This window comes from Marinobacter sp. W-8 (assembly GCF_044342215.1).
In the GTDB taxonomy this organism is placed as follows: Bacteria; Pseudomonadota; Gammaproteobacteria; order Pseudomonadales; family Oleiphilaceae; genus Marinobacter; species Marinobacter nauticus.
In genome coordinates, this window is record NZ_CP172297.1 from 1520760 (window position 1) to 1544367 (window position 23608).

Genomic DNA, 23608 nt, shown 5'->3' on the forward strand with positions numbered 1-23608 from the left:
TCTCGTAGGATGATTTAGGCGTAATGGGCTTTCAGAACCGAGAAGGCCTGATTCAGTTGTTGGATTTCTCCGGTATCACCGCCCCGGTCCGGGTGCGCACGCATCACGAGTTTTCGGAAGCGCTTCTTGACGGTAGCGAACTGCCCCGGTAATTCATCGAAACCCAGCGTCCTGGCCGCCTCGGCGGCTTCCGAGTGCTCGGGCCGGGACAGGGTGTTGCCGGCCCAGAAGTTGTCCATCATTTCCTGAATGGCGGCTTCGGAGAGAAAGTACTGTGACAGATCCAGATAGAACTCACGCAGGGCATCGGTAGAATCCGGCAGTGCCGTTGATTCGGTGCGCGTCACCATTTGCCCGATACTGAGCCGAAGCGGAGAGATATTCAGGCTCTCGCCCTCCAGGGCAATCTGATCGCGCAGACGGTAGAGTACGTGGAACAGCAGGAAATGCACCGGGTACAGTCGATCGGGCTCGTGAAAGTCGACGGTGCCAATCAGGCTCCAGCGCTCGCCCTGCAAGGCCCGAATTAGCTCCAGCTCGGATAGCCCGGCCGGGCCTGCGGCCCGCAGCTCGTGCTCCACGGCAACCAACAGGTGCTGCACCTGTTGCTGTAGCCAGCTGCGCTCTTCACCACGGGCTTCGGGTGAGTCATCGAGTATCTGGTTATCTGCGGAGATGGTCATGGCCATCATGGTATGCCAGTCAGCCTTCGCTTGAAAGCCTGGTCAGGGCCGGGAAGCCGCCCAGAAACAGCTGGGTGGAAAACTCAGCCGCTGTTCTGGCTTCGTCCTGGGCGAGTTCCGGCTTCTGATGTGCCCGCCTGGCCACCAGCATGCTGGTGTCGTAGGCCACGCCAAAAAACGCGGCGCAAAGATAGTCCGCATCGACTGCCGGCAGCAGCCCACGGGTCATGGCGTTGCGAACGTCTTCCTCAAGGGACAGCATGGTCAGGCCCAGAATATCTGAGCCGAACAGGTTTCGGAGGGCGCGCTGATTTTGATGGGCGAGCTCATACACCACCGGATTTTTCGCGGTGGCGCTGTAAAGCGCCAGATAGGCCCGGTAGACAAATTCCTGGGTTGAGGATGCAGATTGTCGCTGCTGGCTCATGTCGTTGTTGAGCGAGGTCAGGAAATCGCTGAGCAGGGCCGCGAAGATATCCTGTTTGCTGGAAAAGTAGTTGTAGAAGGTGCCGGCGGCGAGACCGGTTCTGCGGACGATGTCCCGAATGGTGGTGTTGTCGTAACCGTGTTCCTGGAAACAGTCTCTGGCCGCCCTGAGAATGGCGTGGCGATTCCGGATACGGTTGAGCGCGCGCTTGCCCGTGGCTTGTGGTGAAGTCAATTTCAACATATCCATGTTGCTATCCTGTCCCTGATGGTTTGTGGCGCGTATAATTGCCCGCTCACTTACCTTGTGAGCGTGAAAACGAATGCCCGAAGCAATGACTGTCAGCCCTGAAAAGACACCTGTTTCTGATTACGAACGTCGCCAGAAACTGGAGCTTAACAAATTGCAGAAACGTCTGCGCCGTGAAGTTGGGCAGGCGATTGCTGATTTCTCGATGATTGAAGCCGGCGACAAGGTGATGTGCTGTCTGTCCGGTGGCAAAGACTCCTACGCCATGCTGGATATTCTGCTCAATCTGCAGAAGAGCGCGCCGGTGCGTTTTGAGCTGATTGCCGTGAACCTGGACCAGAAACAACCGGGTTTCCCCGAGCATGTCCTGCCAGACTATCTTGAATCGATGGATATCGAGTATCACATCATCGAGAAAGACACCTACAGTATTGTTAAGGAAAAAGTGCCTGAAGGGAAGACCACTTGCGGGCTGTGTTCACGCCTGAGGCGGGGCATCCTCTACAATTTCGCAGAGGAACATGGTGTGACCAAGATTGCCCTGGGCCATCACCGGGATGATCTGCTGGAAACCCTGTTCCTGAACATGTTCTACGGCGGCAAACTCAAATCCATGCCACCGGTGCTCCACAGCGACGATGGCCGCAACACGGTTATTCGTCCTCTGGCCTATGCCCGGGAGAAGGATATTGCCCGCTACGCGTCACTTCGGGACTTTCCGATCATTCCCTGCAATCTCTGTGGCTCCCAGGAAAACCTTCAGCGACAGGTCATCAAGGAAATGTTCCAGACCTGGGACAAACAGCATCCTGGCCGTCTGGAAACCATGTTCCGGGCCCTTTGCAATGTCGAGCCGTCGCACCTGGCCGATCCGGAACTGTATGATTTCAAGGAAGGTCGGCGTCTTGGCGGTAAACGTCAGGCCGTTCAAACGGCCGAACCCCAGCAGGATTTTGGCAGGCTGGACGTGCTGAATCTCTGATCGTCAGTGATTCAGCAGGGCCTGGAAAGGCAGCGTCCAGAGGCCGAACAGGATTAACAGCAGGCCGCTGAGCTTGCGGAAGCTCTGGTTGCTTTTCAGACCTCTTATCCAGTTGGCGGCGAAGCCCGTCGCCAACATCGACGGCAGGGTGCCCAGGCCGAAGAACATCATCGTGAGCGCGGCGCTGCTGACGGTCGGTTGAAGTGCTGCCCATCCCAGTGTGCTGTATACAAGGCCGCAGGGCAGCCATCCCCACAAGGCGCCAAGGGCGAGGGCCTGGCGGCCATTGTGCACCGGCAGGAATTTGCGGGTAAGCGGCGACAGGAAGCGCCATGCCGGCGCCCCGACCCGTTCAACGTAGCGAATACCCTGCCACCATTGCCCCATGGATAACCCCATCATGATCAGCAGCAATCCGGCCAGGGTCATCAGGGCCAATCCGGCACCTCGCCATTGGTTGGCGGCGCTGGTGCTGAGCAGGGCAATCAGGGTTGCGATCAGGGCGTAGCTGGCAATCCTGCCAAAGTTGAATGCCAGCAATAGCAGGGTCTGCCGAAAGCGGAAGCCCTGGCCGACGGGCAAGGCCATGGACAGTGATGCACTGATGCCACCGCACATGCCCAGACAATGGGTGCTGCCGAGCAGCCCTATCAGGAAGGCACTGGGGTAGCTCAGGTAGAGTTCAGGCTGCATCCGCTATCCTGTCAGCCCTTATCTGTATCAGTGTCGGTTTGGTCCGCTTCGTCTTTCTCGCCGTCGGGTTTCGGTTCGGTACGGCGGGCTTCCTTGGGAATCATATCCTTGTCATCGTCGTATAGAATGCGATGAGCGGGACCGTCCATGTCGTCGTACTGACCATTCTTCACGGCCCAGGAAAACAGAAGGACGCCCAGCGCCACCAGGATGAGCATAAGCGGAACCAGTATCATGACAATCTGCACGATAACCTCCTGTTCATAAGTGTATGGCCCAAGGTATCAGGCTGCTTCCGGTGCGCCAAGGGTGGCCTCCGGATGCGCTGTGCTCTTGTTGGACCGGCTGAGTCGTAAGGCGTTCAGCACAACGATCAGTGAGCTCAGGGACATGCCGATGGCAGCAAGCCAGGGGGCCACCAGGCCCGCTGCGGCCAGGGGCAGGGCGCAGACATTGTAGCCGAACGCCCAGATCATATTCTGGCGGATGATTTTCCGGGTTTGCTTGCTGGTTTCAATCGCGGCGACCAGGGAATTCAACTGGCCATTCAGCAGTACCGCGTCGGCTTTCAGTTGAGTCAGGTCTGCCGCTGTACCCATAGCCACTGAAATACCGGCTCCGGCCATGGAGGGCAGGTCATTCAATCCGTCACCCACCATCATCACCCGGTGCCCGTCCGCGCGAAGCTGTTCCAGTACTTCCAGCTTCTGCTCCGGTGAGGCTTCACCAATGGCTCGGTCAATGCCCAGTGCATGAGCCACCTGCTGTACGTGGCCGGAGCGATCCCCACTAAGCAGCAAGGTCTCTATTCCGGATTTCCGTAACGCCTGCAAGGCCTGTGACGCGTCGTCCCGTATCTTGTCATCCAGCCGGAAGCGTGCCAGCCATTCCTTGTCTGTCGCGAGCCAGATTTCCATGCCTTGGGCGTCTTCACCCTCTGGCGCAATTGCCGATGTGTGCTCGGCGACAAAGGCTTTGTGCCCGATGTAGACCGCCCGGCCATGGTAATGCCCGGACAAGCCACCGCCCAGGTGGTTACGCACCTGAGTCACTGTTAGCGAAGGCTGCTCGTGGAATACTCTGGCAATCGGGTGCTCTGAATGCTTTTCAAGCCCCGCGGCAATCCGGATGCAGGTGTCCTGATCCAGGCTACCGAACACCGCTTGCCCGGTCAGACTAAGCTCTCCCCGGGTCAGAGTCCCGGTTTTATCAAACACCACGGTATCGATGGTGTTCATGGATTCCAGAGTGTGACCTCGGGTGGGCAGGAAGCCGAGCCTTCTTAAACGCACCGTGGCAGATGTAATCGCCGTTGGCGTGGCCAGGGACAGCGCACAGGGGCAGGTAACCACCAGTACAGAGAGCGTAATGTCAAAGGCATTGTCGGCCCCGGCCAGCCACCAGCCGGCCCAGACTACCGGTGCCAGTATCAACACCCGGCCAACAAACTTGCCCGCGATGCGGTCGGCCATTCGGGCCACCGGCGGCTTTTCGGACTGCACGCGATCCAGAACTCGCAGGATACCGGACAGCCGGGTCTGGGCGCCGGCATGGGTCACGCGTATGTCGAGCGGGTTTTCCCCGTTTACGCTGCCGGCATGCACGGTGTCGCCCGGTTTCCGGGTTTCCGGCAGATATTCGCCAGTGAGGGCGGCTTCGTTCAGAGTGGATTCTCCCGAAACGATTTCGCCATCCACAGGCAGCGTTTCCCCTGGCCGAACCCGGATCACATCGCCCGGTTGTACCTGGTGGATGGCGATGATCTCTGCCTCACCGTTCAGAACCCGTGCGGCAACGGAGGGCTGGAAGCCGGCAAGGGCATTACCGCTCAGCCCGGCGCGATAGCGAGCCTGAACTTCAATGTATCTGCCCAGCAGCAGGAAGAAGGTGAACATACATACGGATTCAAAATACACTTCCTCGCCGCCGATCAACGTGATCCAGGCGCTTGCGCCATAGGCAAGCCCGATGGCGATGGCCACCGGTACGTCCATGGTCAGATGACGGGAGAGCAGGTCCCGGCGGGCATTGGTAAAGAATGGGCGAGCACTGTAGAACACCACCGGCGTGGCAACCAGCAGACTGAACCAGCGGAAAAAATCCACAAAATCTGTGGACAGATCACTGACCAGCTCAAAGTACAGGGGAAAGGCCAGCATCATGCTCTGGAAGGAACCGATCCCGGCCACCGCCAGACGAATGAGCATCGAGCGGTGCTCTGCCTTGAGCGCCTGTTCGGCTTCGTCTGCCTGATAGGGGCCGGCGGTGTAGCCAAGTTCGTGGATGGCAATCAGAAGGTCGCTGAGACGTGCCTTGTCCGATGCCCAGACCAGGCGAGCCCGCTGTGTGGTGTGGTTTACGGTAAAGCTCTGCACGCCTGGCTGCTGCTTCATGTGATTCTCAAGCAGCCAGATGCAGGCGGCGCAGGTAATACCGCCGATCAGCAGCTGTGCCTCCTGGCCAGCCTTGACTGGTGCCACAAAGGCTTGCTGAACCAGGGGGTGATCCAGTTCCCGGATACGATCGAGTTCTGACCGGGTCAGCTCTCTTGGCGTAACGGCGGGTTCGGTGCGAAACTCATAGAAACCGGTCAGACCCTCCTGGTGGATGGTCTGACACACTGCCTTGCAACCCTGGCAACAAAAATGCCTTTGCTGTCCCTGCAGTTCCAGGGTGATCGGGGGTTCGCCATCCGCTGGTTCTCCGCAATGGAAGCAGTTCAGGGTGGTCACCCTTGGGCGTCGCCTTCTGCGTTAATGCGTATAGGGGTGGAGGAAGGAAGCCTTACCTCACCCTTTACCCGCCAGTCGTTGTCTGGCCCCTGAAGGTCGTAGTACCAGCGACCACTGACATCCTCAAGGAGCTGGCCCCGGTATTGACCAGGAGCAACCTGGGTAAACTGGATGGTTTTATCCTGACCAGACAATGTCGGGTGATACAGGTTGAACACCAGATACGGGTAATCGGCGGCACCATTCACGGTGCTCAGATCCAGTGTTGCAGAACGACCATTCAGGCTCAGCGTACCCGCCATCTTCAGATCGGCCGCCTTTTCATCACGGGCAATGGACATATTGATGCCACGGCCCTGTTTGGAGTAGTCGTCGGTCACCAGCGAATTGTCCATGCTGGAAGACACGGTCAGGGCGGTAATCCCCCACATGATCGACGCCAGCGGGAAAATGGTCAGGAACCAGAACCACGGCTGGCGATACCAAGGGGCAGGAGTTGCGTTATCAGTCATTGCGGTCTTGTCTCGGTTTATGGCTTCAGAGCCGATTGTCGGGCCCTCTTGTTAGCGGGGCTTCGGACCAACAAATCGGCTTTCAGTTTCAAGTTTAATCAAGGAATCCGGTTGGGATTCGGCGTAGAAACGAATATCGTTATTGGTGTCCACCAGCGCTTCCGGCGGAACGTCAACAACCGTGGGCAAGGAGAGGTTCTCGCCGCTGCTCACCGTCACCGTGGTGTCTGTCAGAATGCGCATGTCCTCAAGGCCATCCACAGACAGGCTGAAGGTTTGTGGTACCTCTGACATGTTCTGGATCTTGACGGTATACGAGTTTTCCACCCGTCCTTCGCCGTTAAAGCTGAACAACGCGCCGCGATCCCGCAGCACATCCATCTTGGCCGGAACCCGGGTGGCAATGGTGAAAATTATTGCGCTGATCATCAGTAAGAGCACTGCGCCATAGCCAAAGGTACGCGGCCGTAGCAGTTTGGAGGTTTTACCCTCCAGTTCGTTCTCAGTGGTGTAGCGAATCAGCCCCTTGGGATAGTTCATCTTCTCCATAACTTCATCGCAGGCGTCGATACACAGGGCGCAGCCGATACACTCGTACTGGAGGCCGTCACGGATATCGATACCGGTGGGGCAGACCTGAACACACTGGCCGCAATCAATACAGTCACCCAGACCAACTTCGGCGGGTTCGACGCCTTTCTTGCGGCTGCCGCGTGGCTCGCCCCGGTTGGGGTCGTAGGAAACAACGCGGGTGTTGGGATCGAACATCACGGACTGGAACCGGGCATACGGGCACATATACAGGCACACCTGCTCCCGCATCCAGCCTGCATTCAGGTAGGTGGCGACGGTAAAGAAGGCCACCCAGAAATAGGCCCAGCCGTTTGCCTGTAAAGTAAACAGGTCAACGATCAGTTCACGGATAGGGTAGAAGTAGCCAACGAAGGTGAGGCCGGTAGCCAGCGCAACAAACAGCCAGAGTGCGTGTTTGATCGATTTCTTGGTGACTTTTTCGGCAGAGTTGGGTGCTTTGTCCAGTTTCATCCGCTTGTTGCGGCTGCCCTCAACTTTTTCCTCGATCCACATGAAGATAAAGGTCCAGACGGTCTGAGGGCAGGTATAGCCACACCACACGCGGCCGAACAGGGTGGTGATGAAAAACAGACCGAACGCTGAAATGATCAGCATGCCGGATAACAGAAAGAAATCTTTCGGGAAGAAGGTAATGCCGTAAAGATGGAATTCCCGGGCGGGCAGGTCGAAGTGAATCAGGGGCTGCCCGTCCAGAGTCAGCCAAACGAAGAGAAAGTACATGCCCATCAGCAGGGTCAAGCTGACATTCCGGATTCGCTGGAAAAAGCCTTTGACTTCCTTGACGTAGATTTTCTGTCGACTGGCGTACAGGTCGACGGTTTCTGGCTTTTTCTTGTTATTGGAGGAATCGCCGTTCGGGTCAACCTGTTTGACCGGAATCTCGTTGCTCATGGGTACCTCCCGGTGAGTGGTAAAGCTGGGAGCGGGCCTCGGAGGGTCAGCTGATCTTCTCAAGCCTGTACCCGCGGGCGCAGATACAGGGTTGAGAAGACCAAGCCAGGGCGAGCCTGGCCGGGTCGGATTCAGTTAGACAGGCTGTAAACGTATGCCGCCAGGATCTGAATCTGGTCGTCGGTCAGGCGACCGCCTTGTGCAGGCATCTGGTTCTGGCGACCGTTCATCACGGTCTCCTTGATCCACTCATAGGTGGAACCGTAGAGCCAGACATTGTCGGTCAGGTTGGGCGCACCCATGGCTTCCATACCTTTGCCTTCCGGACCGTGACAGGCAACGCAGGCCTGTGCGAACACCTGGGCGCCAGCTTTGGCCGCCTCGGCATCTTCTTCGCGTCCACTGAAGCTCAGCACGTAGTTAACCACCTGATCGACCTGCTCATTGGTCATATTCGGCATGACGCCCTTTGCAGGCATATTGCCGTTACGACCCTGGGCAATGCTGTGCAGGATCTGGTCTGGTTGACCACCCCACAGCCAGTCGTCGTCGGTCAGGTTGGGGAAGCCCACCTGGCCGCGAGCGGCGGTGCCGTGACAGACCGAACAGTTGTTGGCAAACAGGCGCTGGCCGATCTTCATGGCGTCATCGTTCTGCGCCAGTTCAGGAATGGCAGTGTCGCCGAACTGGGCATAGATTTCGCCATATTTCTCTTCGGCAGCTGCCACTTCCGCTTCCCACTGGTTGGTGGATGTCCATCCCAGCAGACCCTTGAAGTTGCCCAGGCCCGGGTACAGAGCCAGGTAGCCAAGGGCGAAGATGCAGGTTGCTACGAACAGGTAGAACCACCATTTCGGCAGAGGGTTATCGTATTCCTCAATGCCATCAAAGGAATGGCCCATTGTCCGGTCGGTTTCAGTATCGGTTGTCTGGCTCTTGCGGGTGGCCCAGAGGAGCCACCAGCAGCCGAAAACGGTACCGAGCACGATCACACTGACCCAGATGCTCCAGAAGGTACTCATTGTTTCTTCTCCGTTTTTTCCTGTTCGAGAGTACGCTTTTCGACTTCGTCGTCATCGAAGGGGAGGTGTGCTGCCTCGTCGTTGGCCTTCTTGCGGTGGGCGCTGTACGCCCACCAGACGATTCCGAAGAACGCTGCCATTACCAGCAGCGTGTGAATGCCGCGTAACTCATTAATATCCATGGGATCACCGCTTCTCTGAAATCACAGTACCCAGCTGCTGCAGGTATGCGACCAGCGCTTCGATTTCAAATTTGCCTTCGATCTCATTCGCTGCGTTGGCAATCTGCTCGTCGCTGTATGGCACGCCAAGCGTCTGCAGCGTCTTCATCCGGGACTCAATGGAACCGTGATCAACACGATTCTCGAACAGCCACGGGAAGGCAGGCATGTTGGATTCGGGTACCACGCTGCGTGGATCGTACAGGTGCTGGCGCTGCCAGGCATCCGAGTAGCGACCACCTACACGAGCCAGGTCCGGCCCGGTACGCTTGGAACCCCACAGGAACGGACGGTCATAAACGAACTCGCCCGCAACGGAGTAGTGACCATAACGCTCAGTCTCAGCCCGGAACGGACGGATCTGCTGGGTATGGCACACGTGGCAGCCTTCACGGATGTAAATGTCCCGGCCTTCCAGTTCAAGAGCGGACAGAGGCTCCAGGCCTTCGACCGGCTCGTTCACCTCTTTGTGGAAGAACAGGGGCACCACTTCCGCCAGAAAACCACCACTGATGGTCAGTACGATCAGCACGATCATCAGACCAAGGTTCTTTTCGACTATTTCGTGTCTCATCTGGTCTCTCTCCCTTACGCCGCCTGAACCGCAGCATTATCTTCTGCAACGGCGTCTTTCTGGCGTACGGTCATGTACACGTTGTAGGCCATGATCAGCATGCCGGTCAGGAAGATCGCGCCACCGATGAAGCGTACAAAGTAGCCCGGGTAGGAAGCTTCAAGCGCTTCCACGAAGCTGTAGGTCAGGGTGCCGTCTTCGTTTACTGCGCGCCACATCAGACCTTGCATGATGCCATTCACCCACATGGCGGCGATGTAAAGCACGGTGCCTACGGTAGCCAGCCAGAAGTGAGCGTTGATCAGCGCAGTGCTGTACATTGCCTGGATGCCCCAGAGTTTCGGGATCAGGTGATAAACCGCGCCAATACTGATCATGGCAACCCAGCCCAGGGCGCCGGAGTGCACGTGGCCGATGGTCCAGTCAGTGTTGTGGGACAGAGCGTTGACGGTCTTGATAGACATCATCGGGCCTTCGAAGGTAGACATACCGTAGAAGGACAGGGATACCACCAGGAAACGCAGGATCGGGTCGGTACGCAGTTTGTGCCAGGCACCGGACAGGGTCATCATGCCGTTGATCATACCGCCCCAGGACGGAGCCAGCAGAATCAGGGACATTACCATGCCTGCGGTCTGTGCCCAGTCAGGCAGGGCAGAGTAGTGCAGGTGGTGGCCACCGGCCCATACGTAAGTAGCGATCAAGGCCCAGAAGTGCACGATAGACAAGCGATAGGAGTAAACCGGACGGTTGGCCTGCTTGGGAACGAAGTAGTACATCATGCCCAGGAAGCCGGCAGTCAGGAAGAAGCCTACCGCGTTGTGACCGTACCACCACTGCATCATGGCGTCGGTAACGCCCGCATAGGCCGAGTACGACTTGAATGCGGTGGCCGGCAGAGCCATGTTGTTACCGATGTGCAGAACGGCGACAGTCAGTATGAAGCCGCCGTAGAACCAGTTGGCCACGTATATATGCGGCGTGCTGCGCTTGGTGATCGTGCCGAAGTAGACTAGGGCGTAGCTCACCCAGACAACCGCAATCGCGATATCAATCGGCCATTCCAGCTCGGCGTATTCCTTGGATGATGTCAGGCCCATCGGCAAGGTGATGGCAGCAGCTACAATGATCGCTTGCCAGCCCCAGAAGGTGAACGCCGCCAATCCGTCGGATATCAGGCGAGCCTGGCAGGTCCGCTGAACGACGTAGTAGGACGTTGCAAAGAGGGCACTTCCGCCAAAGCCGAAGATAACGGCGTTGGTATGCAGCGGCCGCAAGCGACCGAAGTGAGTAAAGGGCAGGTCGAGGTTGAGGGATGGCCAAACCAGCTGTGCTGCGATCAGCACACCCAGAGCCATACCTACAATACCCCATACCACTGTCATGATGGCGAATTGTCTCACCACCTTATAGTTGTATGTCAGGTTTGCATTTACTGTGCTCATAGCCTTACCAATGGGTTCAGGATGGGGAATTATGCGGGGGCAAGTATGGAGAAACGATTATTCCTTTGCAATGATCAAGATCAAGTTATGACATCCGTCAAATCCGCTGGAATCAATAGGCTGGCCAGTAAGTTGCAAGTCTATTCAATGGCTTTTTATTGACGCTTTAATGGCTTGCCAGATCCATTCTGTCATCGAATTTGATCGGCAACGGGAGAGCGAGAGGAAAAATTGGTGAAAAGAATTAAGACCAAAGGCTACGGAAAAGATGCCAAAGCCGTAATGATACTGGCCCATGGCGCCGGAGCGCCCATGGATTCATTGTTCATGGAGCTGTTAGCGGAGGCTCTCGCAGCGCAAGGCATAGAAAATGTACGGTTCGAGTTTCCCTACATGGTCAAGCGTCGGGAGGATGGCCGCAAACGTCCTCCGGATCGGCAGCCGGTATTGCTGGAAGCGTTTCGAGAGCAGGTATCCCTGGCCAGGGCGGAGCTCGGAACCCGTATTCCGCTGCTGGTGGGCGGAAAATCAATGGGAGGACGGATGGCCACGCTGCTGGCTGCCGGGGAGTGTAAGGGGGTTGATGGCGTTGCCTGTTATGGCTATCCGTTTCACCCGCCGGGCAAGCTGGATCGTTGGCGCACTGAACACCTGGAGAAGGTCGCGGTTCCACTGCTGGTGGTTCAGGGTACCCGGGACCCATTCGGTAAACCGGATGAACTGAAGGCGCAGGGTCAGATCCCCGGCCTTACCCGGCTATGCTGGCTGGACGGCGGAAATCACGATTTTCAGCCGCTGGCACGGCAGCCAGAGCAACAGTCAGACCTGATTGCGCAGGCAGCGCTTTTGACGCGTCAGTTTGTCGACGATGCCGTGCTCTGATCACCTACTGAGGCACGATTGGCGAGCATGATTTGATCCCGGCCTGCGCCCTTGGCCTGATAGAGTGCTTCATCGGCTTTTCGGAACAGGTCAGATGGCTCCTCCCCCGTACCCAGTTCGGCAATCCCGGCGCTGAGTGTCAGATGGAAAGGCTTTTTGTCCGGAGCGATAAGGGCGGTTTCCCGCATGGCCTTGAGTATGCTGAGACAGAGCGTGCGCGCGCCTTCCAGATTGTTTCCGGGGAGTAGCAGGGCAAATTCCTCACCGCCAAAACGGATGGCTACGTCCCTTGGCCTTTTGACGTGCTCATCCAGAATGCCCGCGATCTGTTTCAGGCATTGGTCTCCGAAATCGTGGCCCCAGGTATCGTTTACGCGTTTGAAATGATCGGCGTCGATCAGGGCCAGAGTTAATGGGTTCCCGGTCCGACGGGCCTCCCTGCAGAGTTCAGGTAGAAGATTATCCATGTGGCGCCGGTTATACAGGCCAGTGAGCGCATCGTTGAGGCTTAACGATGCCAGTTTCCGATTTGCCTGTTCCAGTTCCCGCATGGTGTTGCGGAGCTGGGCGGTGCGTTCATGGACCTTCAGTTCCAGTTCGGTCCGGGCCTGGTGTTCCACATCCAGCAGTTTCTGGTTAAGCAGGCGCCAGCGCTGCACCAGGGCGTAATTCAGCAGGACCACCTGGCCTCCGAGAACCGCCTGCATCATCACTTCCCGGGCCTGATAATCGCCAAGATACCCGAACGCAGCCATGGCATAGATCAGTGCCCCGACAACCATTACCATCCAGGCCGCCAGATACCAGAATGCGGGCCTGTATCCCTGGCGCCAGCGAACGTAGGCAATAACCTGTAGCGCCACAATGACGGTCAAGGCCAGGGCGGTATTGATCAGGATGGACTTGGTATACGGGATCAGGAGCGTCAGTGCTACTGCGCCAACGGCAACTGTGGCCAGTGATTTCAGCGCCTTGACAGAAAGAGTGTCGGGGCCGACTTCCAGGAAAGACCAGCCAAATAGAGTCATCGCCAGCGCGCAAACGGCCAGGGTTAACGGAATGGAGAGGTTCGCCAGTTCTGAGCTCTCTGGCCAGAAGTATTGGTTGGCAAATCCACCCATGGCGAACAGGAACATCCCGATCGAGATTATATAAAAGGCGTTGTAGAAGTAATAGCGGGTGCCGGCACTGATGAACAATAGCAGGTTGAACGCCGCCAGTATCAGCAGGGCGCCGTAAAACAGGCCGTGTATGAGGGTGAGATGGTTGCTTTCCGCAATGACCTCGCCCGGTGTCATCAGGCCCAGGGGCACATTCAGCGCGCCGCTGCTATGCACCCGGATGAGGATGGAGCGGTTTTCGCCGGCATCCAGTGTGACGGGGAGCAGGAAATAACGGTAATCTATGCCCCTTGTGGCAAACGGGAAGAGATCGCCGGTCGCCAGCGGAGGTCGGGCGTCTTCAGGGCTGTAACCGCTTTGGTAGCGGCTTTTTTGCCAGAACGTCACCTCGTCCAGCAGCGGGTAATGAAGCTTCAGGTACCAGAGACCGGATTCAGCGCTGCTGTTGCGGACATTAAGTTGGATCCAGTACACGGAATCGGTGTGGCTGAATACCAGGTCATGGCCCCGGGCTGGTCTCCACGCCAACTCGGCTGGCAGATCCTCAGGTGCTGTTGCAGCATGGGCCGGTTCACCCGGGCGGGCTGAGTAAAAACAGATGTGGTGATTGATAGCGCTGCGGGCGTCCGGGCTGGCGGCATTGAGGGCCGGACACGGTTCCATAGCTGCAAGCTGGCCGCTGAACAGCAGGCCAGCCGTGGCCAGAAAACAGGCCGTGAGCAGGTTCCAGAGTCGGAGCATTTTCCACCAGGCGGTACGTTGGGAAGCAGAAAGTGTAGCCAGCGTGAACAAATGCTGCCGTTAAACACGTTCAAGTTTTGTCGCTGTCGGTGCGTCAGAATCCTGACAGTGGTCACCAACAAGGTTATGGAATGCAACAGATAATGCTGATGTGCCGCCCGGGCTTTGAGACCGAGGCTGGTCAGGAATTGATGGATTCGGCTGCGGCTTGTGGCTTGTTCGGCTACTTTCAGCCAGTCAGGAACGCAGGGCTGGTGCGGTTTACCCTTGGCGGGCCCGAATCCGCCATTGAATTGATGCAAAAGATTCCGTTGGATCATCTGGTCTTTGTGCGGGACTGGTTTCTGGTGATTGGCGATTGCCCGTTACCCACCAGAGACCGGGTGGGAGCTGTTATTGAATTCCTTCGGAGCTGCGATTGGCAAGGGAGCCGGGTATCACGACTGGAAACCCGGCTTACGGAAACCAATGAAGACCGCGATCTGGGTAACTTTGCCCGAAAATGGGTGGCACCCCTGTCCCGCGGACTCAGGGAGGCGGGCTTGCTGGCGCCGGATTCGGCCAGTGCCAACGGTGACCGCCTGGAGCTGCTGTTGCTGGATTTTGAAACGGCCGTTGTCGGGTTAAGCCTGGCCAATAATCGATCCCCTTTTCCGCAGGGCATACCCCGTTTACGCTTGCCGGCCTCCGCGCCAAGCCGGTCTGCACTCAAACTCGAAGAGGCGTGGAAGGTCTTTATTCCTGAAGATCGCTATCTGGACTATCTGGGTGGAGGCCGGAAAGCGGTGGATCTGGGCGCTGCTCCCGGCGGATGGACCTGGCAGCTGGTACAGCAGGGCATGATGGTGACGGCGGTCGATAATGGCCCCATGAATCCAGAGTTGATGGCCACAGGGCATGTTGAGCATGTCCGGGCTGATGGCTACGCCTGGCGCCCGAAGCGGGCCGTGGACTGGATGGTCTGCGATATCGTCGACAAGCCCCGAAAAACAGCGCGCCTGGCGCTGGACTGGGTAGGCGGCAAGCTGTGTCGCTACACCGTGTTCAATCTCAAGCTACCTATGAAGAAACGTTATGAGGAGTGGCTGATCTGCCGGGACATACTGCTGCAGGGGCTGGCAGAGGCCGAGCTCAATTGCCGGCTCCGGGCCCGGCACCTCTACCATGACCGGGAAGAAATAACCTGCTTCATCGAGCGCCTGGACTGATCACCGGATTCACGGCATATCGCTGTGCTGGAGCACGGTAATGGCTTCATCCCGGTCCATCATGGGGGTGAGTTCCGCCATTAATTCCCGGCGTTCAGGAGAGCGGTACCAGCGATCCCAGTCTGCCTCTGAGCGCCAGTTTGCCAGGGTGATGCGATGGTTCGGGTCGCGGCAGTCGACCAGGGTCTCACCGGAGATAAAGCCCGGGGCACTGACGGCCTGCTGTAACACTTTTCTGGCCCGGTCTTCGTAGGCCGACTCCAGAGTTTCGGCAATATGGCGTTCAATAAGTACCCGAATCATGACAATCTCCCTTTATTTTCGCTGCTATAAACAATAATTTAGCACTGGATTCAGAAAAATCACGCTACTTGCAGGAGGTCACGCGTGTCCGATCATGATTATCACGCAGAACTGGATGCACGGGGACTATTCTGTCCCGAGCCGGTCATGATGCTGCACAATCGCATCCACGATGTTGAGATTGGGCAGGTGCTGCGGGTGGTGGCCACCGATCCTTCAACCACTCGGGATATCCCGAGGTTCTGCCAGTTCCTCGGGCACGAACTTCTCAGCCAGCAGGAAGCGGGCGGTGAATTCCTGTTTCTGATCCGCCGCTGTCAGGACGCCTGACTCAGAGTTTCTGACCAACGTTGGCCACGTGCTCCAGAAACTGATCCCGATCCATCTCGCCCAGCACGCGGGCGTTGCTGAGCTCTGACCCGCTCGCCTGATAGAACAGTATTGCCGGGGGGCCAAACAGGCCGAGTTCATCCAGCAGGGCCTGCTGGGCGGGCGTGTTGTCCGTCATGTCGATCTGCAGCAGGGTGTAGGGTGACAGTGCCTGGATGACCTGGGGATCGCTGAACACATTGCGTTCCATGACTTTGCAGGAAATACACCAGTCCGCATAGAAGTCCAGCATGACGGGCTGCCCCCGGTCACTGGCATTGGCCAGCAATGTGCGGATCTGGTTCGGATCCTCAACACGCTGGAAGCTGGCATGTGATAGCTCGCCCGCCACTGGTCCCGGCGCCGCGGAGGCCACAAAGGGCGCCAGCGGCTTGAGCGGGTCGTTGGCGCCGCTGACGGCACCGGCCAGCAAGGCCAGGCCATAGGCAAACATAACCAGCCCCAGCCCCTTACGGGTGCGCTGCCAGCCAGCCTTGGCGGCATCGAATGCGCCCAGCTGCACGCCAGTAATAGCAATCAGCAGCCCCCACATGGTCAGGCTGAACCAGACCGGTACCAGGCGCTCAACCAGCCAGATAGCCACGGCCAGCAGCATGACACCGTAGAAGTGCTTCACCGTGGTCATCCAGTGCCCTGAGCTTGGCAGCAGTTTCCGGCCGCCAACGGCAACCAGAATCAGGGGAACTCCCATGCCCAGGCCCAGTGCCAGCAGCGCCACACCGCCGATCACGGCATCCTGAGTGGTGGAAATGTACAGCAAGCTGCCGGCCAGTGGCGCAGACACGCAGGGCGAGACAATAAGTGCTGAAAGGGCACCAATGCCGAAGATGCTGGCGACACGGCTACCAGTCAGGCGATGGCTGGCATCGTTGAGGGGTTCCCGAATAAAACGTGGTAGCTGGATTTCGAACAAGTCGAACATCGACAGCGCAAAGACCACGAACAGGCCAGCGAAAACACTCAGCACCCAGGGCGACTGCAGCTGCGCCTGGAGATTGAAGCTGGCGCCCAGCAGGCCGGTAATGACACCCGCCGCGGCGTAGGTCAATGCCATGCCCAGCACATAGCTGCCCGACAGCAATAATGCGTGGCTGGTGGTTCTTGTATTACGCCCGGAGACCATGGAGGAGATGATGGGTACCATGGGCAGAACGCAGGGCGTAAAGGTCAGCCCCAGACCGAGCAAAAAGAATACGCCGGCGATCATCCAGATCGACTGGCTGGACAGAAAGCCGGCGAGGCCGGTCGCGGTGGAGGTATCTGCGGGCGCCGCATTACCGGTATCGGAGGTCACGCTGTTGGCTGCGGTCTCAGCAGCGTCGCCACCAGGGTAATAGAAGATGTCCCGGGTCTGCGGGGGATAACAAAGCCCGGCCTCTGCACAGCCCTGGTACGTCACCTGAAGCTCCGCTTCCCGGACACCGTCGGGCAGGGTGATGGGTACCCTGGCCTGGACCGGATCAAAAAAAACGGTGATCTCACCAAAGAATTCGTCTTCAGTCAGCGTGCCCGGCAAAGAAAAGCCGGGTTCGCCAACCTGTACACCATCAGTTACGGCATTGATCTGTATGCGGCTCTTATAGAGGTAATGGCCGGGGGTGATATTCCAGGCCAGCACCACAGCCCCGTTATCAGTGGTGTAATCAAAGGGTAGTGCTTCATCTACCGGCAGAAATTCGCTGTTACCAAACAGGCTGCCATTGCCGGACCCCAGAGCCTTGGCGCCGGGAGACGCCAGCGACAGAACCACTGCCAACACAAGCAAAAGATGGTAGAACAGATTTCGCGTAGGAGCACTGAAGGCCTGGACTGCTGACATGGATACGGTCATTTCCTGATTCTGGTATGCATGAAGTTGGTTCGAAGCCAGTGGACACCATGCTGTGGCGAAAGTTCCCACTGGTATTGGACGCGTTAAAGTCGCACAATAGCCAACCGATGAATCACAATCCAGACGATCTTATCATGCTGTTCAATGACCTGTTCCGGGAATCATACCGGACGATTCTGGTCAGGGGCAGCGAAGAACCGGAATATCTCCCTGTGAGCGAGCCCGAGGGTCTTGCCAGGGTAGTCTTTGCCCATGGTTTTTTTGCCAGTGCCCTGCACGAGATTGCCCACTGGTGCATTGCCGGTGAGCATCGGCGCACAATGTACGATTACGGATACTGGTACTGTCCGGATGGACGAACACCTGAACAGCAGCAAGCGTTTGAGCAGGTGGAGGTGAAACCTCAGGCCATAGAGTGTCTGTTTTCCCTGGCGGCCGGCTTCCGCTTTCACATCAGTGTCGACAACCTCGCCGGCGGAGGCGCTGCCGATGGAGATGCATTCCGCCTGAATGTGCTCAACCAGGCGAGCGATTACCTTGCCTGTGGATTACCCCGCCGTGCACAGCAGTTCTACGATTCGCTCTTGCAGTTTTACAGCACTGGTGCCCGGATAGATGAAACCTGGGCTCGAGTGAAGACCCGTCTGTTAACTGCAGAGCAGGAATACGATCAATCAAGGATACCTGAACCCCTATGACATCAGAACCAAAGCATACCGGCGATTTACGCTTCAGCGACCTCAATCTGGACAAGCGACTGCTGGATGCCATTTCCAAAATTGGCTTCGAGTACTGCACGCCCATTCAGGCAGAAACGCTGCCCTGGACCCTGGCCTGTGAAGACCTCATTGGCCAGGCTCAGACGGGCACCGGAAAGACTGCAGCCTTTCTGATTACCGCGATTCAGTCTTTGCTGGAAACTCCGATCGACGAGAAAGAGCGTTTTGCCTCCGAGCCCCGTGTTCTGGCGCTGGCGCCCACCCGCGAACTGGCCATGCAGATTGCCAAGGACGCCGAACAGCTGTGTCATTACACTGGCCACAATGTGGTTACTGTGGTTGGCGGGATGAACTACGACAAGCAGCGGGAGCAGTTGCAGAACGAAATTGTCGACATCCTGGTGGCTACCCCGGGCCGATTGATCGATTTCCTGGGCTCACAGGATGTTTTTCTGGATCAGCTCGACATCCTGATTCTGGATGAGGCGGACCGGATGCTCGATATGGGCTTTATCCCGGACGTCAAGCGCATCATCCGCAAGTGTACCCCCAAGGATGAGCGCCAGACCCTGCTGTTCAGTGCCACCTTCAACCAGGATGTCCTCAACCTGGCATCCATGTGGACCCGCAATGCCGAGTTTGTCGAAATCGAGCCGGAACAGAAGACTGCAGAACGAGTTGAACAGACCGTTTTCCTGGTGTCCGATAACGAAAAGCTGCCGGTACTGGTGAATTACCTGAAGCGGCCGGAAGTAGAGAAAGCGATTGTTTTTGCCAACCGTCGTGACCAGTGCCGTGATCTTGAAGAGGATCTTAAAAACCAGGGTGTGAAAGTGGCGTTGATGTCTGGCGAGATTGCCCAGAACAAGCGGCTGAAAACGCTTGACCAGTTCAAGAAGGGACAGATTCAGGTGCTGGTTGCTACCGATGTGGCGGGCCGTGGCATCCACGTAAACGGCGTGACCCATGTATTCAACTACAATTTGCCAGACAATGCCGAAGATTACGTTCACCGCATTGGTCGTACTGGCCGTGCCGGTAAAACCGGAGTATCGGTGAGCTTCGCTGGTGAAGAGGACGCGTTTGCCCTGCCGGAGATTGAAAAATACATCAGCCAGAAGCTGAAGACGGCGGTGCCTGATGAGAATCTGACAGCCGCCATGGATAACCCGCCGATTACCCGCAAGCGGGGTGGCCGCCGGCCGCAGGGCAACAGCGGTCGCGGGCCCAGACCACGTCGTCATTGAGAGTCACTGGTGAGACCACTGTTATGCTGATCGTTGCGGACGAGAATATACCCTTACTGGATTCCTTTTTTGGCGACATCGGAGAGATTCGCCGGGTAAATGGCCGGACGCTGGCTCCGGACCAGGTAAGGGATGCCGATATACTTCTGGTCCGTTCGGTAACCCGGGTAGACCGGCAGTTGCTGGATGGTGCCCGGGTGCGGTTCGTTGGTACGGCCACGATTGGAACGGACCACATAGACCAGACCTGGCTCCAGGAACAAGGCATCGGTTTCGCCGCTGCGCCAGGCTGCAATGCCGTCAGTGTGGCAGAGTATGTGCTCTCGGTATTGTCGCTGTACGCCGAAAAGCGGGGTATTGAAGACTGGTCATCCCTGACGGTAGGGATTGTCGGGGTGGGCAATGTCGGTGGTGAGTTGGCCCGAATGCTGGAGCGGCTGGATTTCACGGTAAAGCTCTGTGATCCGCCCAGGCAGGAAGCTGAAGAAGAGCACGCAGAGGAGTTTGTGCCGCTGGCCGAGGCTCTGGAGTGTGACGTTGTAACCTTGCACACGCCGTTGACGCGAACTGGAGACCATCCCACCAACCGGATGATCGCGGGCAGCGAGCTCGAGGCGCTTGGGCAGGATCAGTTGTTGATCAACGCCGGCCGGGGCGAGGTGATAGACGGAGAGGCATTGCTTGCCCGGCTTCAGCAGGCGGACTCGCCCACAGTGGTGCTGGATGTCTGGGAGCATGAGCCCAGAATCAACCCGGACCTGCTAGACCGGGTGTGGCTGGCCACGCCCCACATTGCCGGCTACAGCCTGGAAGGCAAGATGCAAGGCACGGAGATGATCTACCAGGCCTTGTGTCGTTATCTGGGGCTGCCTGTGCGCAAGAAAGCCGGACAATTTCTGCCGGAGCCGGCCCTCAGTAAAGTGTCCTTTACCAGCAGCGCTGATGAAGATGAGGCCGTTCAGGTTGCTTTGCGCGCTTGTTACGATCCGCGCCGGGACGACGCCCGCCTGCGGCTGACCATGCACGGTAATCCTGAAGAACGGGCGCAGGCCTTTGACAGGCTACGCAGGGACTACCCGGTGCGCAGGGAATGCTCGAGCCTGAAAGTGCAGTTGAAGGGCAGCAGCAAGTCGATTCAGGACAGCTTCAGGGCCATCGGGTTCAAACTGAAGATCTGACGCCCTGAGTGTCTTACCCGTCAAAAGAGAAGGGCGCCTGTGTGGCGCTCTTTTTCGTGTAATTACAGTTTGGCGTTCTGTAGCGCTGCAATTCGGTCCTCCAGCGGCGGGTGGGTCATGAACATTGCTGCCAGACCTTCGCGGGCGCCCCGGTTGATACCGAATGCCTGCAGGGTGTCCGGCATCTGATCCGGAACCTCACTTTCCTTTTTCAGGTGCGCCAGGGCACTGATCATGGCGCCTCGCCCTGCCAGTTGGGCACCGGCAATGTCGGCACGGTATTCCCGACGACGGGAGAACCAGAACACGATGGTGCTGGCCAGGATGCCGAGCACGATTTCTGCCACGATGCTCACGACAAAAAAACCGATACCATGGCCGTTTTCATTCTTGAAGATGACCCGGTCCACGAACGAGCCGATCACCCGCGATGCGAAGATAACAAAGGTGTTTACCACGCCCTGGATCAGCGTCAGAGTCACCATGTCGCCATTGGCCACATGGCCAATCTCATGGCCCAGTACGGCCCGGATCTGGTCCTTGTCGAAGCGGTTTAACAGCCCCTCGCTGACCGCCACCAGAGAGTCGTTTTTATTCCATCCGGTGGCAAAGGCATTGGATTGCTGAGCAGGGAAGATCGCTACTTCGGGCATGCCGATGCCGGCTTTCTTTGCCAGCTCCGCGACGGTTTCAACCAGCCAGCGCTCCGCCGGCGTGCGAGGCGAGTCGATCACCCTGGCTTTGGTGCTCCACTTCGCCATGGGCTTGGAGAGAAACAGCGAGATAAACGCACCAGCGAAGCCGAACACCGCCGCAAACGCCAGTAGCGAGCCGTAGTCGATGCCTTGTTGTGCCAGATAACTATCGACCCCCAGCAGTCGCAGGGTAAAACTGGCAACCAGAATAACGGCCAGGTTGGTGGCCAGAAACAACAGAATACGCATGGTTTTTTCCTGTATCAGCTTACCGGGAAACGTATCGCCTTTCTGACCGATATATGTGGATCCGGTTCAGCGGTTCAAGAACCTTAACGCCATTTAATGAACGGGTTGCAGGCCTGAATCGTTGAAGAAGGTTGATTGCACCGCCAGACTTATGCGGCTCGAACTGCCGCTTTTCAGGGCGGAGCGCAGCAGATGAATATAGGTGGACAAGTCTTTCTGAACAGAAGGCGGCAATTCGGGCTCGTTTGAAACCGCCGACAGTTCCCTCAGAAGCGCCTGAGGGGCCGGGGCGCTGAGCCGAACAAATGCCTCCCGGGTCAGCACCGCCTGATCCAGAGCTTCCTGGCGAATGGTATCCACGTATCGGAGCAGGCCTTCTTCGGACAGCCAGAGCAGGGCGCCGAAACAGGCCATGTGGCGCTTGCTGTGCAGGCCGAATTCGTCGGGCTCGTCTGGCCCGGCGATATCCTCCACGAACAGGTTTACCCGCCGGGGAAACGACATGTAGAGCTGAACCAGGGCGATTGCCACGTCCTTGTAGAATTCCTCGACATGAATGTCTGCCATACTGACTCCGGTTTACTGGCGATAGTGTTCAAGGAAATTGCCCAGACGGCCCATGGCATCCGACAGCGTGTCCGCTCTGGGCAGGAAAACAACCCGGAGATGCTGTTTGTCATCAATGTTGAAGGCCGAGCCCTGAACCAGAAGAATTTTCTCCTGAAGCAGCAGATCCAGAACCAGCTTTTCGTCATTCACCACCGGGAAGTGCTTGGGGTCCAGCCTTGGGAACAGGTACAGCGCCCCTTGGGGCTTGACGCAGCTCACCCCGGGAATGTCGTTCAGCATGCGCCAGGCGGTCTCGCGCTGCTCGTACAGACGCCCGCCCGGTGCCACCAGATCGTTGATGGACTGATAGCCGCCCAGAGAGGTCTGGATTGCCAGTTGGGCCGGTACGTTGGCGCAAAGGCGCATGTTCGACAGCATGTCGATGCCTTCGATCAGATCCCGGGCCTTGTGTTTGGCTCCGCTGATGATCATCCAACCAGAACGGTAACCGGCCGCCCGGTAGTTCTTGGACAGACCGTTGTAGGTGAAAAACAGCACATCGTCCGCCATCGAGGCAATGGATGTGTGCTGGGTACCATCGTAGAGAATCTTGTCGTAGATCTCGTCCGACAGGATGATCAGATTGTGTTCCCTGGCCAGTTCCAGAACCTGCTGTAGCAGTTCCTCTGAATACACGGCACCGGTCGGGTTATTCGGGTTGATCAGCACAATAGCCCGGGTCCGACGGGTAATCTTTTTGCGAATATCGTCAATGTCCGGGAACCAGTCCTGTTGTTCGTCGCAGCGGTAATGCACCGGCTTGCCGCTGGACAGCGTGACGGCGGCGGTCCAGAGCGGGTAGTCCGGGGCCGGAATGAGTACTTCGTCGCCGGTGTTCAGCAATGCCTGCATGGACATCACAATCAGCTCGCTGACGCCATTGCCCAGGTAGATGTCATCAATATCGACTTTGGTGATGCCCCGCTGCTGGCAATAGTGCATCACGGCCTTTCGGGCCGAAAACAGGCCTTTGGATTCCACGTAGCCCTGGGCCTGGTGCATGTTGTAGATGACGTCTTGCTGAATTTCTTCCGGCACGTCGAGCTCGAAGGCTGCCGGATTGCCGATATTCAGCTTCAGAACGCGGTGCCCTTCTTCTTCGAGCCTGCGGGCCTCACGCAGAACCACGCCACGAATTTCATAACAGACATTGTCGAGCTTGGCGGATTTGAAAAAGTTCTGCATGGGAGCCTGGGTCCTTCGCTAAGGTTCTGAACGAAAGCCTTATTCTAGCGGAGGGACGCCTCGGGGTAACAGGGGCAATTGTGTGGAATTGTGGCCAAATCAGGATAGTTTACGGACCGTCTTTGAAGTGATGTGTCATCAGACTGACCCGAACTGACAATTTGCGGTGTTGTTGTGGGAAATTATATTGTGCACAATGTAAATCAGTCGTTCATACAAATCGGC

24 protein-coding genes are annotated in these 23608 nt (G+C 57.4%); 7 read left to right on the plus strand and 17 right to left on the minus strand.

Annotated features, from left to right (window positions below):
- Window positions 1–14: 14 nt before the first annotated feature.
- Together ACF8YQ_RS06940 and ACF8YQ_RS06945 are read right to left on the minus strand one after the other, a co-directional pair.
- A complete protein-coding gene (locus ACF8YQ_RS06940; protein ID WP_227499484.1) occupies window positions 15–683 on the minus strand; it encodes a DNA-J related domain-containing protein in 669 nt (222 codons plus the stop codon).
- 19 nt (window positions 684–702) lie between these two features.
- Window positions 703–1359 (minus strand): TetR/AcrR family transcriptional regulator, encoded by a 657-nt coding sequence (locus ACF8YQ_RS06945; protein ID WP_396622993.1) that lies wholly within the window; start codon window positions 1357–1359, stop codon window positions 703–705.
- Window positions 1360–1432: 73 nt separating this feature from the next.
- Here ACF8YQ_RS06945 and ttcA point away from each other — a divergent pair, with 73 nt between their 5' ends.
- Window positions 1433–2341 (plus strand): tRNA 2-thiocytidine(32) synthetase TtcA, encoded by a 909-nt coding sequence (gene ttcA / locus ACF8YQ_RS06950; RefSeq protein WP_396622994.1) that lies wholly within the window; start codon window positions 1433–1435, stop codon window positions 2339–2341.
- A 3-nt stretch (window positions 2342–2344) separates the two neighbouring features.
- On the opposite strand, the gene ACF8YQ_RS06955 is transcribed toward ttcA, so the two are convergent.
- From ACF8YQ_RS06955 to ccoN, 9 genes are all read right to left on the minus strand, one after another.
- Window positions 2345–3034: a sulfite exporter TauE/SafE family protein gene (locus ACF8YQ_RS06955; protein ID WP_396622995.1), complete on the minus strand. Its 690-nt coding sequence runs from the start codon at window positions 3032–3034 to the stop codon at window positions 2345–2347.
- An 11-nt stretch (window positions 3035–3045) separates the two neighbouring features.
- Complete coding sequence (gene ccoS / locus ACF8YQ_RS06960; protein WP_396622996.1) at window positions 3046–3282, minus strand: cbb3-type cytochrome oxidase assembly protein CcoS; 237 nt, start codon at window positions 3280–3282, stop codon at window positions 3046–3048.
- 36 nt (window positions 3283–3318) lie between these two features.
- On the minus strand, window positions 3319–5766 hold the full coding sequence (locus ACF8YQ_RS06965; RefSeq protein ID WP_396622997.1) for a heavy metal translocating P-type ATPase: 2448 nt from the start codon (window positions 5764–5766) through the stop codon (window positions 3319–3321).
- On the minus strand, window positions 5763–6278 hold the full coding sequence (locus ACF8YQ_RS06970; RefSeq protein WP_014421197.1) for a FixH family protein: 516 nt from the start codon (window positions 6276–6278) through the stop codon (window positions 5763–5765). Before ACF8YQ_RS06970 ends, ACF8YQ_RS06965 begins: the two co-directional genes overlap by 4 nt.
- Window positions 6279–6329: 51 nt before the next feature.
- Window positions 6330–7763, minus strand: a complete 1434-nt coding sequence (gene ccoG, locus ACF8YQ_RS06975; RefSeq protein ID WP_396622998.1) for a cytochrome c oxidase accessory protein CcoG — start codon at window positions 7761–7763, stop codon at window positions 6330–6332.
- A 131-nt stretch (window positions 7764–7894) separates the two neighbouring features.
- The gene (gene ccoP / locus ACF8YQ_RS06980) at window positions 7895–8785 is read right to left on the minus strand and encodes a cytochrome-c oxidase, cbb3-type subunit III (protein ID WP_011785267.1); all 891 of its coding nucleotides are present in this window, start codon (window positions 8783–8785) and stop codon (window positions 7895–7897) included.
- Entirely contained in the window at window positions 8782–8967 is a 186-nt protein-coding gene (locus ACF8YQ_RS06985; RefSeq protein ID WP_011785266.1) for a CcoQ/FixQ family Cbb3-type cytochrome c oxidase assembly chaperone, read from the minus strand. The genes ccoP and ACF8YQ_RS06985 overlap by 4 nt, the downstream gene beginning before the upstream one ends.
- Before the next feature lie 4 nt (window positions 8968–8971).
- Entirely contained in the window at window positions 8972–9580 is a 609-nt protein-coding gene (ccoO, locus tag ACF8YQ_RS06990; protein WP_011785265.1) for a cytochrome-c oxidase, cbb3-type subunit II, read from the minus strand.
- Window positions 9581–9594: 14 nt separating this feature from the next.
- A complete protein-coding gene (gene ccoN / locus ACF8YQ_RS06995; RefSeq protein WP_396622999.1) occupies window positions 9595–11025 on the minus strand; it encodes a cytochrome-c oxidase, cbb3-type subunit I in 1431 nt (476 codons plus the stop codon).
- A gap of 234 nt (window positions 11026–11259) precedes the next feature.
- Here ccoN and ACF8YQ_RS07000 point away from each other — a divergent pair, with 234 nt between their 5' ends.
- Window positions 11260–11907, plus strand: a complete 648-nt coding sequence (locus ACF8YQ_RS07000; protein WP_396623000.1) for an alpha/beta family hydrolase — start codon at window positions 11260–11262, stop codon at window positions 11905–11907.
- Here the strand turns inward: ACF8YQ_RS07000 and ACF8YQ_RS07005 are convergent.
- Window positions 11880–13769, minus strand: a complete 1890-nt coding sequence (locus ACF8YQ_RS07005; protein WP_396623001.1) for a diguanylate cyclase — start codon at window positions 13767–13769, stop codon at window positions 11880–11882. The two genes, ACF8YQ_RS07000 and ACF8YQ_RS07005, sit on opposite strands and share 28 nt — an antisense overlap.
- Before the next feature lie 131 nt (window positions 13770–13900).
- On the opposite strand from ACF8YQ_RS07005, the gene rlmM reads away from it, so the two are divergent.
- Entirely contained in the window at window positions 13901–14977 is a 1077-nt protein-coding gene (gene rlmM, locus ACF8YQ_RS07010) for a 23S rRNA (cytidine(2498)-2'-O)-methyltransferase RlmM (protein WP_396623002.1), read from the plus strand.
- A 9-nt stretch (window positions 14978–14986) separates the two neighbouring features.
- On the opposite strand, the gene ACF8YQ_RS07015 is transcribed toward rlmM, so the two are convergent.
- Window positions 14987–15280, minus strand: coding sequence for an antibiotic biosynthesis monooxygenase family protein (locus ACF8YQ_RS07015; protein WP_396623003.1), 294 nt, complete (start codon window positions 15278–15280; stop codon window positions 14987–14989).
- Between the two features lie 84 nt (window positions 15281–15364).
- Between ACF8YQ_RS07015 and tusA the strand changes: the two genes are divergently transcribed.
- The gene (gene tusA, locus ACF8YQ_RS07020; protein ID WP_014421203.1) at window positions 15365–15610 is read left to right on the plus strand and encodes a sulfurtransferase TusA; all 246 of its coding nucleotides are present in this window, start codon (window positions 15365–15367) and stop codon (window positions 15608–15610) included.
- A 1-nt stretch (window position 15611) separates the two neighbouring features.
- On the opposite strand, the gene dsbD is transcribed toward tusA, so the two are convergent.
- Window positions 15612–17489: a protein-disulfide reductase DsbD gene (dsbD, locus tag ACF8YQ_RS07025; protein ID WP_396623004.1), complete on the minus strand. Its 1878-nt coding sequence runs from the start codon at window positions 17487–17489 to the stop codon at window positions 15612–15614.
- 146 nt (window positions 17490–17635) lie between these two features.
- On the opposite strand from dsbD, the gene ACF8YQ_RS07030 reads away from it, so the two are divergent.
- From ACF8YQ_RS07030 to pdxB, 3 genes are read left to right on the plus strand one after another with little or no spacing between them, the layout of a single operon-like run.
- Window positions 17636–18199, plus strand: a complete 564-nt coding sequence (locus ACF8YQ_RS07030) for an elongation factor P hydroxylase (RefSeq protein ID WP_227499482.1) — start codon at window positions 17636–17638, stop codon at window positions 18197–18199.
- Complete coding sequence (locus tag ACF8YQ_RS07035; RefSeq protein ID WP_014421207.1) at window positions 18196–19467, plus strand: DEAD/DEAH box helicase; 1272 nt, start codon at window positions 18196–18198, stop codon at window positions 19465–19467. The genes ACF8YQ_RS07030 and ACF8YQ_RS07035 overlap by 4 nt, the downstream gene beginning before the upstream one ends.
- A 23-nt stretch (window positions 19468–19490) precedes the next feature.
- On the plus strand, window positions 19491–20645 hold the full coding sequence (gene pdxB / locus ACF8YQ_RS07040; RefSeq protein ID WP_396623005.1) for a 4-phosphoerythronate dehydrogenase PdxB: 1155 nt from the start codon (window positions 19491–19493) through the stop codon (window positions 20643–20645).
- A 62-nt stretch (window positions 20646–20707) separates the two neighbouring features.
- On the opposite strand, the gene htpX is transcribed toward pdxB, so the two are convergent.
- From htpX to ACF8YQ_RS07055, 3 genes are all read right to left on the minus strand, one after another.
- Complete coding sequence (gene htpX, locus ACF8YQ_RS07045) at window positions 20708–21589, minus strand: protease HtpX (RefSeq protein ID WP_396623006.1); 882 nt, start codon at window positions 21587–21589, stop codon at window positions 20708–20710.
- A 93-nt stretch (window positions 21590–21682) separates the two neighbouring features.
- On the minus strand, window positions 21683–22156 hold the full coding sequence (locus ACF8YQ_RS07050; protein WP_011785253.1) for a hypothetical protein: 474 nt from the start codon (window positions 22154–22156) through the stop codon (window positions 21683–21685).
- Window positions 22157–22168: 12 nt separating this feature from the next.
- Complete coding sequence (locus ACF8YQ_RS07055) at window positions 22169–23383, minus strand: pyridoxal phosphate-dependent aminotransferase (protein WP_396623007.1); 1215 nt, start codon at window positions 23381–23383, stop codon at window positions 22169–22171.
- Window positions 23384–23608: the final 225 nt, after the last annotated feature.

What these genes read in the sequence shown, in the direction of transcription:
- ACF8YQ_RS07005 (WP_396623001.1), bottom strand. Translation starts at nt 13,769, where the DNA reads ATGCTCCGACTCTGGAACCTGCTCACGGCCTGTTTTCTGGCCACGGCT.
- ACF8YQ_RS06945 (WP_396622993.1), bottom strand. Translation starts at nt 1,359, where the DNA reads ATGGATATGTTGAAATTGACTTCACCACAAGCCACGGGCAAGCGCGCG.
- ccoP (WP_011785267.1), bottom strand. Translation starts at nt 8,785, where the DNA reads ATGAGTACCTTCTGGAGCATCTGGGTCAGTGTGATCGTGCTCGGTACC.
- ccoO (WP_011785265.1), bottom strand. Translation starts at nt 9,580, where the DNA reads ATGAGACACGAAATAGTCGAAAAGAACCTTGGTCTGATGATCGTGCTG.
- ACF8YQ_RS07055 (WP_396623007.1), bottom strand. Translation starts at nt 23,383, where the DNA reads ATGCAGAACTTTTTCAAATCCGCCAAGCTCGACAATGTCTGTTATGAA.
- ACF8YQ_RS06985 (WP_011785266.1), bottom strand. Translation starts at nt 8,967, where the DNA reads ATGGATATTAATGAGTTACGCGGCATTCACACGCTGCTGGTAATGGCA.
- ACF8YQ_RS06970 (WP_014421197.1), bottom strand. Translation starts at nt 6,278, where the DNA reads ATGACTGATAACGCAACTCCTGCCCCTTGGTATCGCCAGCCGTGGTTC.
- dsbD (WP_396623004.1), bottom strand. Translation starts at nt 17,489, where the DNA reads ATGTCAGCAGTCCAGGCCTTCAGTGCTCCTACGCGAAATCTGTTCTAC.
- ACF8YQ_RS07035 (WP_014421207.1), top strand. Translation starts at nt 18,196, where the DNA reads ATGACATCAGAACCAAAGCATACCGGCGATTTACGCTTCAGCGACCTC.
- ACF8YQ_RS06940 (WP_227499484.1), bottom strand. Translation starts at nt 683, where the DNA reads ATGACCATCTCCGCAGATAACCAGATACTCGATGACTCACCCGAAGCC.
- ccoG (WP_396622998.1), bottom strand. Translation starts at nt 7,763, where the DNA reads ATGAGCAACGAGATTCCGGTCAAACAGGTTGACCCGAACGGCGATTCC.
- ACF8YQ_RS07030 (WP_227499482.1), top strand. Translation starts at nt 17,636, where the DNA reads ATGCTGTTCAATGACCTGTTCCGGGAATCATACCGGACGATTCTGGTC.
- ACF8YQ_RS07050 (WP_011785253.1), bottom strand. Translation starts at nt 22,156, where the DNA reads ATGGCAGACATTCATGTCGAGGAATTCTACAAGGACGTGGCAATCGCC.
- ccoN (WP_396622999.1), bottom strand. Translation starts at nt 11,025, where the DNA reads ATGAGCACAGTAAATGCAAACCTGACATACAACTATAAGGTGGTGAGA.
- ACF8YQ_RS07015 (WP_396623003.1), bottom strand. Translation starts at nt 15,280, where the DNA reads ATGATTCGGGTACTTATTGAACGCCATATTGCCGAAACTCTGGAGTCG.
- pdxB (WP_396623005.1), top strand. Translation starts at nt 19,491, where the DNA reads ATGCTGATCGTTGCGGACGAGAATATACCCTTACTGGATTCCTTTTTT.
- ACF8YQ_RS06955 (WP_396622995.1), bottom strand. Translation starts at nt 3,034, where the DNA reads ATGCAGCCTGAACTCTACCTGAGCTACCCCAGTGCCTTCCTGATAGGG.
- ttcA (WP_396622994.1), top strand. Translation starts at nt 1,433, where the DNA reads ATGCCCGAAGCAATGACTGTCAGCCCTGAAAAGACACCTGTTTCTGAT.
- rlmM (WP_396623002.1), top strand. Translation starts at nt 13,901, where the DNA reads ATGCAACAGATAATGCTGATGTGCCGCCCGGGCTTTGAGACCGAGGCT.
- htpX (WP_396623006.1), bottom strand. Translation starts at nt 21,589, where the DNA reads ATGCGTATTCTGTTGTTTCTGGCCACCAACCTGGCCGTTATTCTGGTT.